The sequence below is a fragment of the Streptomyces sp. ATCC 21386 genome (assembly GCF_018728545.1).
In the GTDB taxonomy this organism is placed as follows: domain Bacteria; phylum Actinomycetota; class Actinomycetes; order Streptomycetales; family Streptomycetaceae; genus Streptomyces.
Window position 1 is genome coordinate 6,058,323 of the sequence record NZ_JAAVVL010000001.1, and the last position, 12,652, is coordinate 6,070,974.

Sequence of the window (12,652 nt, forward strand, 5' to 3'; positions counted from 1 at the left end):
TCGAGTTTGCGTTCGGCCGATACCGGACATCGTCCGGTGGCGGGCATGCCTTCGCCCCGCGCGTTCGGTGAGGAGGTGCCCGTGAGCGTGACGGACGGGGACGCCGCCGAGCCCCCGCGGCGCGGGGCGGCGGCCCGGAAGAAGGACCAGGACGCGAGGACGGTCATGCGGCTGCGCCTGGGGGTCGGGGTCATCGGTGTGCTGCTCCCGCCGGCGCTGCCGGCCGGCAACTGGATCGCGGCGCGGATCGACGGCCGGGCCGGTGGGGATTCCTGGCCCGGTTCCATGAGCGGCGCGTACCACACGAGCACCCGGGACGTCTTCGTCGGTGCCCTGTGCGCGCTCGGGATCTTCCTGATCGTCTACCGGTTCGACCGGTTCAACGACATCCTGGGCACCGTCGCCGGCACCTGCGCCCTGGGCGTCGCCCTCTTCCCCACCGCGCCGGGGTCCGGGGGCGACGCGGGACAGCGGACGGTCTCGGTGTTCCACCAGGTCTTCGCCGTCGCCCTGTTGACGGCGATGGCGGCCTTCTGCATCTCCATGTACCGGGCGCGCGGCTTCAAGGACCGGCCGTACGCGCGGCGGCCGTATCTGGTGGCCGGTGTGCTGATCCTCGTCTTCATGGCGCTGGCCGCCGTGGCGGCGGCCACCGGGGTGGGCGACGACTGGACGGTCACGCCCCTGTACCTGTGCGAGTGGCTGTCGGTGTGGTCCTTCGGCTTCGCGTGGACGGGGGCGGCGCTGTCCCTCGCCGCGGACATCGACCGGCTGTCGCGGACCCGGGCGGTGGTCGACGCGGTGGCCGGGTGGCTGCGCTCCCTCGGTGGCCTCGGCTCCTCGGTCGGCGGGCTCAGACCCGGGAGCCGGTGAGGAAGCGGTCCAGGGTGGCGGTCAGCTCCGCCGGCTTCTCCACGGGGAGTTCGTGGCCGGCGTCCAGGATCCGCACCTCGGCGTCCTGACAGGCCTTGGCCATACGGAGCATCTGGGCGACGGGCAGTTGGATGTCGTGGTAGCCGTGGACGAGGAGGACGGGTGTGCTGATCTCGCCGAGGCGGTCGAGGACGTCGAAGGCGCGCATGGCGCCGTACAGGGTCCGCACGACCTCGCGCGGAGTGGCGGCGGAGGCGCGGATGTACTCCCGGATCTCCTCGCGGGGGTAGCCGGGCGCGAAGGCGCGCTGGATGTTGGCTGCGACGAACAGCTTGAAGGGGACGCGGGTGGAGACCGCCATCAGCAGGCCGCGGCCACGGCTGTAGGTCATGCGGCCGATGGAGTTGACCAGCACCAGGCGTTCCACCCGCTCCGGGTGGGCGAGGGTGATGGTCTGGGAGATCATGCCGCCCATGGAGTGGCCGACCAGGACGAAGCGCTCGACCTCCAGGTGATCGAGGAGGGCGAGCACGTCTCTGGCCAGCTCCTCGATCGTGCGCACCCCAGCGCCGCCGCTCTCGCCGTGCCCGCGCAGATCGAGGCGGATCACGCGCCGCTTCGCGGCGAAGTGCGCGACCTGGTGGTCCCAGCGATGCCGGTCGGCGGTCCAGCCGTGGACGAACACCAAGGGCACGCCGTCGCCTTCGCGGGGGCCCTCGTCGTCGTACGTCAGCGCGGCGCCGTCGACTTCGAGCTGCGGCATGGGGCCTCCTGCGGTGCGGTCCGGTCCGGTGATCTCCGGTTACTGACCGGTACGGTAGCCGTTGGCCCGGCTCGCGTAAATCGGGGGCGCGACCTGCGTCGCCCTGCTAATTTCCCCCGGTGTTCTCCCTCGGACAACCCCCGTTCTTCACACGGCTGCGCGAGGCGCGGCGGGTGCTCGTGGCCGGTGCCGGCGGCGGCTTCGACATCTACGCCGGACTGCCGCTGGCCCTCGCGCTGCGGTCGGCGGGCAAGGAGGTGCATCTCGCCAACCTCTCCTTCGCCGATCTGTACGGTCTGAGCCTCGACGTGCGGCTGGAGCAGGATGTCGCGGCGGTCGGCCCCGGGACCGCCTTCCGGGGCGACTACTTCCCCGAGCGCACCCTCGCCGAGTGGCTGGACCTGCACGGGATGCCCAGCACCGTGTACGCGCTGTCCCGCACGGGCGTGGCACCCCTGCGGGCCGCCTATCGGGCCCTCATCGGGCATCTGGGCGGGGTGGACGCGGTCGTCCTGGTGGACGGCGGCACCGACATCCTGATGCGTGGCGACGAGCACGGGCTCGGCACACCTGAGGAGGACATGGCGAGCCTGGGGGCCGTCGCGGGTCTCGACGAGGTCCCGGAGCGGCTGGTGGCCTGCCTGGGCTTCGGCGTGGACGCCTACCACGGGGTCAACCACGCGCTGGTCCTGGAGAACCTGGCCGCCCTGGAGCGTGACGGCGCCTACCTCGGGGCGTTCTCGCTGCCCCGCGACAGCCGCGAGGGCGCCCTCTACGTGGACGCGGTGGCGCACGCCCAGCGGGCCACACCGACCCATCCGAGCATCGTCAACGGCTCGATCGCGGCGGCCGTACGGGGCGAGTTCGGCGACGTCCGGTTCACCGACCGGACCCGCAACAGCGAACTCTTCGTCAACCCGCTGATGGCACTGTACTTCTGCGTGGACGCGGTGGGCCTGGCCCGCCGCAACCTGTACCTGGACCGGTTGGAGAAGACCGAGCTGACCCGGCAGATCAGCTCGCTGGTCGCGGAGTTCCGCGACCAGCTGCCCCGGCAGCGTCCGCCGCGCGTCTTCCCGCACTGACCACACACCGGCCACACACCGACCACGGGGAACAGGTGACAGACTGGCGCCATGGAAGAACGCACATTCGGTAGGTCGGGTCAGCACGCGTCCGTGGTCGGTCTCGGCACATGGCAGCTGGGCGCCGACTGGGGAGACGTCGACGACAAGCAAGCCCTCGCGGTGCTGGAGGCCGCGGCCGAGTCGGGGGTGACCTTCTTCGACACGGCCGACGTCTACGGCGACGGGCGCAGCGAGCAGACCATCGCCACGTTCCTGCGGAGCAGGCCCGATCTGCATGTCTTCGTCGCGACGAAGATGGGCCGCCGTGTGGAGCAGATCCCCGAGAACTACGTCCTCGACAACTTCCGGGCCTGGAACGACCGCTCCCGCCGCAACCTCGGCGTGGACCGCCTCGACCTGGTCCAGCTGCACTGCCCGCCCACGCCGGTCTACTCCTCCGACGAGGTGTTCGACGCGCTCGACACCCTCGTCGAGGAGGAGCGCATCGCCGCGTACGGGGTCAGCGTGGAGACCTGCGCCGAGGCCCTGACGGCCATCGCCCGGCCCGGCGTGGCGAGCGTGCAGATCATCCTCAACCCGTTCCGGATGAAGCCGCTCCTCGACGTCCTCCCGGCAGCCGAGAAGGCGGGGGTCGGGATCATCGCGCGCGTTCCGCTGGCTTCGGGGCTGCTGTCCGGCAAGTACACCAAGGACACGGTCTTCGCGGAGAACGACCACCGCACCTACAACCGGCACGGCGAGTCCTTCGACCAGGGCGAGACCTTCTCCGGCGTCGACTACGGCACGGGCGTGGAGGCCGCCGTCGAGTTCGCCGCGCTCGCTCCCGAGGGCTTCACCCCGGCCCAGCTGGCGCTGCGCTGGATCATCCAGCTGCCGGGCGTCACGACGGTCATCCCGGGCGCCCGCACGCCCGAGCAGGCCCGCGCCAACGCGTCGGCCGCCGCGCTGCCGGAGCTGTCCGGCGAGACGCTCACGGCGATCCGGGAGCTGTACGACCGCCGGATCAAGGAGCAGGTGGAGAACCGCTGGTAGGACGGCGTGCGGGGTCGTCCGGCGCGGCACGCCGGACGACCCCCGCGGGCACGTCAGATACGGCCGCCGGTGAGCCGGGTGATCGGGCCCTGGACCTGACGGCCGGAGCGGCGGCCGACCGCGTAGGACGCGGCGGTCAGGGCCGTCAGGCCCGCGCCCACGCCGGCGGCGACGAGCTTGCGGTGGGCGATCACCGTCATGGCGGTCTTCGCGGTGGCGGCCACCTGGCCGGAGGCCTGCACCACCGCCTGGCGGCCCGCCTCGACACCCTTCACGGCGCTGTGCACGGCACCGTTCGTGCTGTCGGCGGCGCGCTTGGCCGCGTCGGCCGCGCGTCCGGCCCCGGCCTTGGCGGACGACGTCGCGTCGTCCATCTTGATCGCGGCCGTCTTGGCGGACGCGGTGGCCGGTGCGGTCGCCTTGCCGGTGGCGCGACGGGCCTTGGCCGCGGCCGTCTCGGCGGACGCGGAGTTCTCGTTCGGGTCTTTGTTCGGTCGAGTCATGGAAACCGCGTTGCCGTTCACCGCCGCGGCAAACACGCATACCTGCGGGGGATCCCCGCCGACCGCCCATTCCCCCGAATGGCATAAGATCGCTTTATGAGGTCATAGACCCGACCCGCGTACCTGGTAAGGGTTACCTTAGTTTAGGGTTGCCGACGAGACGCTTTTCTTCCGCTCGAAGGGAACCTGAACATGCCCCGCCCTCTGCGGGTAGCCATTGTCGGAGCCGGACCCGCCGGGATCTACGCCGCCGACGCGCTGCTGAAGTCCGACGTCGCCACCGACCCCGGTGTGTCCATCGACCTCTACGAGCGGATGCCGGCCCCGTTCGGACTGATCCGTTACGGCGTGGCCCCCGACCACCCCCGCATCAAGGGCATCATCACCGCCCTGCACCAGGTGCTCGACAAGCCGCAGATCCGCCTCTTCGGCAACGTCGACTACCCGTCGGACATCAACCTGGACGATCTGCGCGCGTTCTACGACGCCGTGATCTTCTCCACGGGCGCGACCGCCGACCGGGCACTGGACATCCCCGGCATCGACCTCGACGGTTCCTACGGCGCGGCCGACTTCGTCTCCTGGTACGACGGCCACCCGGACGTTCCGCGCACCTGGCCCCTTCAGGCCGAGAAGGTCGCCGTCCTCGGTGTCGGCAACGTCGCGCTCGACGTCGCCCGGGTGCTCGCCAAGACCGCCGACGAGCTGCTGCCCACCGAGATCCCGGCCAACGTCTACGAGGGCCTGAAGGCCAACAAGGCGCTGGAGATCCACGTCTTCGGCCGCCGCGGCCCGGCGCAGGCGAAGTTCTCCCCGATGGAGCTGCGGGAGCTGGACCACTCCCCCAACATCGAGGTCATCGTCGACCCCGAGGACATCGACTACGACGAGGGCTCCATCGCGACCCGGCGCGGCAACAAGCAGGCCGACATGGTCGCCAAGACCCTGGAGAACTGGGCGATCCGCGACGTCGGCGACCGCCCGCACAAGCTGTTCCTGCACTTCTTCGAGTCGCCCACCGAGATCCTCGGCGAGGACGGCAAGGTCGTCGGCCTGCGCACCGAGCGCACCACCCTGGACGGCACCGGCAACGTCAAGGGCACCGGCGAGTTCAAGGACTGGGACGTCACCGGCGTCTACCGCGCGGTCGGCTACCTCTCGGACAAGCTGCCCAAGCTGCCCTGGGACGTCGACTCGGGGACCGTCCCCGACGAGGGCGGCCGGGTCATCGAGGAGACTGGCGCACACCTGCAGTCGACGTACGTCACCGGCTGGATCCGGCGCGGTCCGGTGGGCCTCATCGGGCACACCAAGGGCGACGCCAACGAGACCGTCGCCAACCTCCTGGACGACTTCGCGAACGGCCGGCTGCACGAGCCGTCCGCGCCCGCGCCGGAGGCCGTCGACGCGTTCCTCGCGGAACGGAACGTGCGCTTCACCACGTGGGAGGGCTGGTACAAGCTCGACGCGGCGGAGAAGGCGCTCGGCGAGCCGCAGGGCCGTGAGCGCGTGAAGATCGTCGAGCGTGAGGACATGCTGCGCGCGAGTGGCGCGTAGCGCTCCCCTCAAGAGGTGGGGGGAACTGCGGGCTCTGGCTGCGGGTCGTCCGTGGCTGGTCGCGCAGATCCCCGCGCCCCTTTGGTGGGGCCTGCGGCCCCATCGGCGGGCGCAGGCTCCTCGGAGGCATAGGCTCGGGCCATGGCCAAGTACTACGACGTCCACCCCGACAATCCTCAGCCGCGTGCCATCGGGCAGGTGGCCGACAGCATTCGTCAGGGTGGGCTGATCGCGTATCCGACGGACTCCTGTTTCGCGTTGGGGTGTCAGCTGGGCAGTCGTGACGGCATCGAGCGGATCCGTACGATCCGTCAGCTCGACGACCGTCACCACTTCACCCTGGTGTGCGAGAACTTCGCGCAGCTGGGCCAGTTCGTGCACGTCGACAACGACGTGTTCCGTGCCGTGAAGGCGTCGACGCCCGGCAGTTACACCTTCATCCTCCCCGCGACGAGGGAGGTGCCCCGCAAGCTTCTGCACCCCAAGAAGAAGACCGTCGGTGTGCGCATCCCCGACCACCGGGTGGCCCAGGCCCTGCTCGCGGAGCTGGGTGAACCGCTCGTCTCCAGCACGCTGCTGCTGCCCGACGAGGAGGAGCCGCTGACGCAGGGCTGGGAGATCAAGGAGCGCCTGGACTACCTGGTCGACGCGGTGGTGGACTCCGGCGACTGCGGCACGGAACCGACGACCGTCATCGACTTCTCCAGCGGCGAGGCCGAGATCATCCGCAAGGGCGCGGGCGACACCGCACGATTCGAATGAGGTCCGGGCCCCTGTCGGGGCTCAGGTCTGCCGCAGCGGCTCGTACACCTCGGGTCGCAGGCCGAACGTCCAGGCCACGCCCTCCCGGGCCGTGGTCGTGGTGGGCGGCACCCGCAGCCAGTAGGTGCGGCTCGTGCCGTCCGGCTCCGGTGTGGAGTTGACGACCTCCACCATCACCACGTCCTCGTCGCCCGGCAGGGCTATCCGCCAGAGCACGCCCGTCTCGTCGCGGTGCACCGGCTTCGCCCCGGACTGCTCCAGGTAGCGGTCGTAGCCGTAGTGCTCCAGCATCACCCGGCGCAGCTCGGCGTTCTCCTCCGCCCGGATCTCCTCCGGGGTCAATCCGTCCAACCGGTCGAGGAATTCGCCCGGCACGGGCAGTCCGCGCCAGGCGTGCAGGGCGAAACCGTCGGAGAAGGCGAGTGCGGGCCCGTCGCCGCGGTCCAGGCGGCCCGCCTCGTCCCGGTGCAGTTCCACGGGCCGCTCGGCGACGACCGCGACATGCTCGTACGGCCACCACCAGCCGGCCGTGCGGGCCACCTCGGCGAGTCCGTCCAGCTCGGGAGCGGCGTCGAAGGCGGACAGCCAGGCAGCGTCGTGCTGGCCCAGGACCGCGTCCAGGAGCAGGAGCCGGACACCCGTTTCCTGCTCGCGGTCGGCGGGGGCCAGGGCCTCGACGATCCCGGTGCGGACGCGGTCGACGAGGGGCCGGGTGGTCTCCCAGAGGTCGGCGCCGGTCGCCCGCCAGTGGTCGCCCCAGCCGGTGGGGCCCAGCCGGGTGTGCAGCCGGGCGCGGGCCGCGGCGACCGGTCGGTTGCGGACGGCCTCACGGACGCTCGCCCCGGTCGCCGGGAGCGCCTCGCCGTCCTCCGCGGCCGCTCCCGAAAGCAGACGCAGCGCCGCCAGGGGCGAGCGGGCCCACACGATCCGCTCGGGCTCCGCCAGCCCCGCCCGCCGGTACGCCAGGCACACGCCCGCCTCGGTCCGCGCCCGGTCGCCCGCCCCGGTGGCCGCCGCCACCGCCCGCCAACTCGCCTGTTCCGTCACGCCGTTCCTCCTGGGTCTCGATGCCTGTCCACACGGCCGCCGCACGTCACGGCCGCCCTCTCTTCCCACGGGTTCAGTCGGCGACGATCCGCACCGACCCCGGTACGTACTCGCGCTGGCGGATCACGCGGTACCAGCCCTTGGGCAGGGAGATCGCCGCGTGCTCCTCGTGGACGACGCGGGCGCCCTCCGGCACATGCAGCAGCATCGGCCCGAAGACGCTCGCCTCGCGGATCAGACGGCCGGGCCCGACCACGGCGTGCGCGTGACCGGTGACCTCGCCGAGGGCGAGGACGAGCCGGCCGCGCCCGTCGCGCGGCTCCGACGTGGCGTCGAGCGCGCCTCCGGGCACCGCGCTCTGCGCCAACGGCACGATGAGGACGTCTCCTTGTCGGTACATGGGTCTCCCTCCCGTCGGGCACTTCCCGTGCCACGAGACGACCGTAGGGGCGACCACTGACAGTCGGTCCGCGAGGACCGTCCGCCGGGGCGGGCAGGACCCTTCATCCACAGGTGTTCGTCCACAGGACAGGGGTCCGCCGCACACGGTGTCAGTGGGACTTGGTAGAACTCCCCTACCCGGTGGCGCTGTGTGCCCCGGGTGCGCGACGGGCGGACCGGGCGGGGACCCGGCCTCCGCCCATGGACATGGAACGAAGGGGCGGGGCGCACATGACCATCGGGAGCCATCTGGAGGAGTTCCACGACCTGCCGGTCCATCGCTTCCCCAAGTCGGTGGAGGACCGGCAGGGCGCCGCGGGTCTGCCCGCGCCGGAGTCGGTCGCCTGGAACATCACCGTGGACGCGTACGCCGGCGAGGAGGGCTGGAAGGAGGCGTTCGCCCGGTTCCTGGCCTCGGTCGACACCGAGAAGGTGCGGGCACTGGTGGTCGGCGCGTGGAACGAGGTCTACGACAACGGCCCGGAAGAGGTCGTCGAGGCACTGGTCGCGGCGCAGGACCGGCTGCCCTCGCTGCGCGCGCTGTTCCTCGGCGACATCGTGATGGAGGAGTGCGAGATCTCCTGGATCAACCAGGGGGATGTGGGCCCGCTGCTGGAAGCCTTCCCGGAACTGGAGGAGTTCGGGGTGCGGGGCGGCCAGGGGCTCGTCTTCCCGCCGTTGCGGCACGAGAGGCTGCGCTCGCTGACGGTGGAGACCGGCGGCATGCCCGCCGAGGCCGTCCGGGGTGTCGCGGGCAGCGAGCTGCCGGCCCTCGTCGAGCTGGACCTGTGGCTCGGCACCTCCGAGTACGGCGGCGACAGTGAGGTGGCCGACCTGGCGCCGATCCTCGCGGGCACCCGGCTCCCGGCCCTCAAGTATCTGGGGCTGCGCAACAGCGAGATGCAGGACGACATCTGCGCCGCCCTGGCCGCCGCCCCGGTGGTGGCGCGCCTCGACGTGCTGGACCTGTCGATGGGCGTCCTCACCGACGACGGCGCGACCGCGCTCCTCACCGGTCAGCCGCTCGCCCATCTCAAGACGCTGGACCTGCACCACAACTACCTCAGCGCGGAGATACGCGACCGCCTGCGGGACTCCCTGGAGGCCGAGGGGGTCAAGGTCGATGTCGACCCCGACGACGCCGAGTCGGACGAGGAGGAGGACGGCACGGTGTGGCGCTTCGTCGCGGTGGGCGAGTGAGCACGTAGGGGTACGCGGGCGAAGGGGGGCGGAGTGTCCGGTTGGAGCGGTGCGGCGGGGGTGGGACCCGGCCCGTACAGGTGGGTGGTCGTCGGGAACGGGGAGAACCGGCGGGTCGGGCTGTTCGTCGCGGCGGCGGAGGCGGCCGGCGCCGGGACGCCCCGCGTCGTCGAGTGGCGAGACGTGCTGCGCGACGGCGGCCACGAGTTCGCCGACGACGAGATCGTCCGGCTGGAGTCGCCGGGTGAGAACGCCGAGGTGGACCGGCTGCTGCGCGATGTCGGGGACCCGACACGGGTGGAGGGCTCGGCCACCTGGTACGCCCGTTTCCTGGCCGCCGTGGGCTCACTGCGGGGCGGGCTGCGGCTGGACGGTCCGGCGGATCTGGCGGTGCTGTTCGACAAGCGGCTGTGCCACGCCCGGCTCGACACGGCCGGGGTCCCCGTGCCGCCGTCGCCGACCTCGGGCGGCACGCTCGCGGTGGACGGCTGGGACGACGTACGGGCGGTGATGCGGGAGCACGGCATGCCGCGTGTCTTCGTGAAACCGGCCCACGGCTCCTCCGCGTCCGGTGTGCTGGCCGTCGAGACGTCGGCGAGCGGACGGGTGCGGGCCACCACCTCGGTGGAGGTGTCCGCGGACGGCGGGCCGCACGCCCCGCCGCGGCTGCACAACTCCCTGCGGGTGCGGCGCTACGCGGACGAGCGGGAGATCGCCGGCATCGTCGACGCCCTCGCGGACGACGGGCTGCACATCGAGCGCTGGCTGCCGAAGGCGTCCGCACAGGGCAGGTCCGCCGATCTCCGGGTGCTGGTCGTGGCGGGCCGGGCCACGCACGCGGTCGTCCGCACCAGCCGTTTCCCGATGACGAACCTCCATCTCGGCGGGGCACGGGGCGATCTGACCTCGGTCGTGGACGCGGCGGGCGACCGCTGGCGGCAGGCGCTGGACATCTGCGAGCGGGCCGCCGCCTGCTTCCCGGACACGCTGTGCGTCGGCGTGGACCTGCTCCCGGCGATCGGCTGGCGCCGGTTCACGGTGGGCGAGGTCAACGCGTTCGGCGATCTGCTGCCCCGGCTCACCGGGCTGCCGGGCGGCCCGGCCGAAGGCCTCGACACGTACACGGCACAACTCGCGGCGGTGCGGAACGCGATGCTCGCGGCGCCCGCGCACCACCACCAGGCAAGGAAAGACCATGCACGCTTCTGACCCGGCCGGCACCACCACGGCCGAGCCGGACATGAACGAGGTGGTGGGCCGCGACGACCTGCTGCTGCTCACTCTCGACACCCTGCGCTACGACGTGGCCGTGACACTCGCGGCGGAGGGCCGGCTGCCGAATCTGGCCGCCCGTCTGCCGGGCGGCACCTGGGAGAGACGGCACGCGCCCGGCAACTTCACCTACGCCTCGCACCAGGCGATGTTCGCGGGGTTCCTGCCCACCCCGGCGCGGCCCGGACCGCATCCGCGGCTGTTCGCGGGCCGGTTCGCCGGCAGCGAGACCACCGAGGAGCGCACCTTCGTGTTCGACAGTCCCGACCTGGTCTCGGGGCTCGCCGCGCGCGGCTACCGCACGGTGTGTGTGGGCGGCGTCGGCTTCTTCAACAAGCAGGGGGCGCTCGGCAGTGTCCTGCCGGACCTGTTCCAGGAGAGCCATTGGGAGCCGGAGTTCTCCGTGGCCTCACCCACGTCGTTCGAGTCCCAGGTGGCCCGCGCCGAGCAGGTTGTGGCCGAACTGCCCGCCGAACAAAGGCTGTTCCTCTTCCTCAACGTCTCCGCGCTGCACCAGCCCAACTGGTTCCATCTGCCGGGCGCCACCCGCGAAGCGGGCGACAGCCTCGCCACGCACGCGGCGGCCCTTGAGTACGTCGACCGGCACATCGGCCGGCTCTTCGCCGCGATGAGTTCACGGCGCCGCTGCTTCGCCGTCGTCTGCTCCGACCACGGGACCACCTACGGCGAGGACGGGTACACCGGACACCGCCTCGGCCACGAGGCCGTGTGGACCGTCCCCTACAGCCACTTCTTCCTGGAGCCGTCCGCATGACCGTGACCGCGCCCCTGGTCCGTCCCTACCAGCACTACGTCTACGCCTACCCGCACAAGACGGCCTACCGGCAGCTGCCCGGCGCCCCGTTGCTCGCGGAGCTGTGGGCCGGCGAGTCCCGGCAGGCACTGTCGTTGTACGCGCACATACCGTTCTGCGAGGTGCGCTGCGGCTTCTGCAACCTGTTCACCCGGATCGGCGCTCCCGACGGGCTGACCGGCCGCTATCTCGACGCCCTCGAACGGCAGGCGATCGCGGTGCGGGAGGCGCTCGGGGACGCGGAGCCGGTGCGGTTCGCGAACGCCGCGTTCGGCGGTGGCACCCCGACCTATCTGGAGGCCGCGGAGCTGGAGCGGCTGTGCGACATCGCCGAGCGGCACATGGGCGCGGACCTGCGGGCGATCCCGCTGTCGGTGGAGGCCTCCCCGGCCACGGCGACCGCCGACCGGCTCACCGTGCTCGCCGAGCGGGGCACCACACGGCTGAGCCTCGGCGTGCAGAGCTTCGTACCGGAGGAGGCGCGTGCGGCCGTACGACCGCAGCGGCGCTCCGACGTCGAGGCGGCGCTGTCCCGGATCCGGGACGCCGCCATACCGGTCCTCAACATCGACCTGATCTACGGCATCGACGGGCAGACAGCGGCCAGTTGGCGACTGTCGCTGGACGCGGCCCTCGCCTGGCGGCCGGAGGAGATCTACCTCTATCCGCTGTACGTCCGGCCGCTCACCGGGCTCGGGAGGAACACGGACCCGGTGCTCGCTGACCGCGACTGGGACGAGGCCCGGCTGCGGCGCTACCGCGAGGGCCGCGACCACCTGCTCGCCCACGGCTACGAGCAGGTCTCCATGCGGATGTTCCGCCGCGCGGACGCTCCGCCGCAGGGCCCGGACGACCACGCCTGCCAGACGGACGGCATGATCGGCCTGGGCTGCGGAGCCCGTTCGTACACGTCGAAGGTGCACTACTCCTTCGACTACGCGGTGCACATGAGCCAGATCCGCACGATCATCGACGACTACACCGCCACCGAGGACTTCGGCCGGGCCGTCCACGGTCGGGTGGTCGACGAGGACGAGGCCCGGCGCCGCCATCTGCTGCAGTCGCTGCTCCAGGCGCGGGGGCTGCCGGTGGCGGACTACCGGCGGCGGTTCGGGTCGGTCCCGTACGCGGACTTCCCCGTGGAGCTGGATCTGCTGGCCGCGCGCGGCTGGCTGGCGGAGACGGGCCCCGGGCTGCTGAAGCTGTCAGCCGAGGGGCTGGCGCACTCGGACGCCATCGGCCCCGAGTTCTTCTCCCCCGCCGTCCGGGCGGCGATGGCCGCGTACGAGCCGAAGTGACG

At 71.9% G+C, this 12,652-nt stretch carries 13 protein-coding genes; 9 read left to right on the top strand and 4 right to left on the bottom strand.

The window, feature by feature from the left end:
* Positions 1-81: 81 nt before the first annotated feature.
* Complete coding sequence (locus GWK25_RS25995) at positions 82-873, top strand: hypothetical protein (protein ID WP_215453534.1); 792 nt, start codon at positions 82-84, stop codon at positions 871-873.
* Here the strand turns inward: GWK25_RS25995 and GWK25_RS26000 are convergent.
* Complete coding sequence (locus tag GWK25_RS26000; RefSeq protein ID WP_215453537.1) at positions 854-1,636, bottom strand: alpha/beta fold hydrolase; 783 nt, start codon at positions 1,634-1,636, stop codon at positions 854-856. The two genes, GWK25_RS25995 and GWK25_RS26000, sit on opposite strands and share 20 nt — an antisense overlap.
* 119 nt (positions 1,637-1,755) lie before the next feature.
* Here GWK25_RS26000 and GWK25_RS26005 point away from each other — a divergent pair, with 119 nt between their 5' ends.
* Both GWK25_RS26005 and GWK25_RS26010 read left to right on the top strand, forming a co-directional pair.
* Positions 1,756-2,721: a DUF1152 domain-containing protein gene (locus GWK25_RS26005; protein WP_215453539.1), complete on the top strand. Its 966-nt coding sequence runs from the start codon at positions 1,756-1,758 to the stop codon at positions 2,719-2,721.
* 51 nt (positions 2,722-2,772) lie between these two features.
* On the top strand, positions 2,773-3,756 hold the full coding sequence (locus GWK25_RS26010; protein ID WP_215453542.1) for an aldo/keto reductase: 984 nt from the start codon (positions 2,773-2,775) through the stop codon (positions 3,754-3,756).
* 53 nt (positions 3,757-3,809) lie between these two features.
* Here the strand turns inward: GWK25_RS26010 and GWK25_RS26015 are convergent, their stop codons facing one another.
* A complete protein-coding gene (locus GWK25_RS26015; RefSeq protein ID WP_215453544.1) occupies positions 3,810-4,295 on the bottom strand; it encodes a hypothetical protein in 486 nt (161 codons plus the stop codon).
* A gap of 156 nt (positions 4,296-4,451) precedes the next feature.
* Between GWK25_RS26015 and GWK25_RS26020 the strand changes: the two genes are divergently transcribed.
* Both GWK25_RS26020 and GWK25_RS26025 read left to right on the top strand, forming a co-directional pair.
* Positions 4,452-5,816, top strand: coding sequence for an FAD-dependent oxidoreductase (locus tag GWK25_RS26020; RefSeq protein WP_215453546.1), 1,365 nt, complete (start codon positions 4,452-4,454; stop codon positions 5,814-5,816).
* 141 nt (positions 5,817-5,957) lie between these two features.
* Complete coding sequence (locus GWK25_RS26025; protein ID WP_152173297.1) at positions 5,958-6,578, top strand: L-threonylcarbamoyladenylate synthase; 621 nt, start codon at positions 5,958-5,960, stop codon at positions 6,576-6,578.
* A 21-nt stretch (positions 6,579-6,599) separates the two neighbouring features.
* On the opposite strand, the gene GWK25_RS26030 is transcribed toward GWK25_RS26025, so the two are convergent.
* Positions 6,600-7,625: a DUF6745 domain-containing protein gene (locus GWK25_RS26030; RefSeq protein WP_215453548.1), complete on the bottom strand. Its 1,026-nt coding sequence runs from the start codon at positions 7,623-7,625 to the stop codon at positions 6,600-6,602.
* A gap of 73 nt (positions 7,626-7,698) precedes the next feature.
* Entirely contained in the window at positions 7,699-8,025 is a 327-nt protein-coding gene (locus tag GWK25_RS26035; RefSeq protein WP_215453551.1) for a hypothetical protein, read from the bottom strand.
* A gap of 272 nt (positions 8,026-8,297) precedes the next feature.
* Here GWK25_RS26035 and GWK25_RS26040 point away from each other — a divergent pair, with 272 nt between their 5' ends.
* From GWK25_RS26040 to GWK25_RS26055, 4 genes are read left to right on the top strand one after another with little or no spacing between them, the layout of a single operon-like run.
* The gene (locus GWK25_RS26040; protein WP_215453553.1) at positions 8,298-9,266 is read left to right on the top strand and encodes an STM4015 family protein; all 969 of its coding nucleotides are present in this window, start codon (positions 8,298-8,300) and stop codon (positions 9,264-9,266) included.
* A gap of 33 nt (positions 9,267-9,299) precedes the next feature.
* On the top strand, positions 9,300-10,475 hold the full coding sequence (locus GWK25_RS26045; RefSeq protein WP_215453555.1) for an STM4014 family protein: 1,176 nt from the start codon (positions 9,300-9,302) through the stop codon (positions 10,473-10,475).
* A 31-nt stretch (positions 10,476-10,506) separates the two neighbouring features.
* The gene (locus tag GWK25_RS26050; protein ID WP_215457580.1) at positions 10,507-11,313 is read left to right on the top strand and encodes an STM4013/SEN3800 family hydrolase; all 807 of its coding nucleotides are present in this window, start codon (positions 10,507-10,509) and stop codon (positions 11,311-11,313) included.
* Positions 11,310-12,650, top strand: a complete 1,341-nt coding sequence (locus GWK25_RS26055; RefSeq protein ID WP_215453557.1) for an STM4012 family radical SAM protein — start codon at positions 11,310-11,312, stop codon at positions 12,648-12,650. The genes GWK25_RS26050 and GWK25_RS26055 overlap by 4 nt, the downstream gene beginning before the upstream one ends.
* The last annotated feature ends 2 nt before the right edge of the window (positions 12,651-12,652 follow it).

Bases quoted from the DNA above. Each gene is read 5' to 3' on its own strand.
- GWK25_RS26035 (WP_215453551.1), bottom strand. From the start codon at position 8,025: ATGTACCGACAAGGAGACGTCCTCATCGTGCCGTTGGCGCAGAGCGCG.
- GWK25_RS26000 (WP_215453537.1), bottom strand. From the start codon at position 1,636: ATGCCGCAGCTCGAAGTCGACGGCGCCGCGCTGACGTACGACGACGAG.
- GWK25_RS26020 (WP_215453546.1), top strand. From the start codon at position 4,452: ATGCCCCGCCCTCTGCGGGTAGCCATTGTCGGAGCCGGACCCGCCGGG.
- GWK25_RS26040 (WP_215453553.1), top strand. From the start codon at position 8,298: ATGACCATCGGGAGCCATCTGGAGGAGTTCCACGACCTGCCGGTCCAT.
- GWK25_RS26010 (WP_215453542.1), top strand. From the start codon at position 2,773: ATGGAAGAACGCACATTCGGTAGGTCGGGTCAGCACGCGTCCGTGGTC.
- GWK25_RS26025 (WP_152173297.1), top strand. From the start codon at position 5,958: ATGGCCAAGTACTACGACGTCCACCCCGACAATCCTCAGCCGCGTGCC.
- GWK25_RS26050 (WP_215457580.1), top strand. From the start codon at position 10,507: ATGAACGAGGTGGTGGGCCGCGACGACCTGCTGCTGCTCACTCTCGAC.
- GWK25_RS26055 (WP_215453557.1), top strand. From the start codon at position 11,310: ATGACCGTGACCGCGCCCCTGGTCCGTCCCTACCAGCACTACGTCTAC.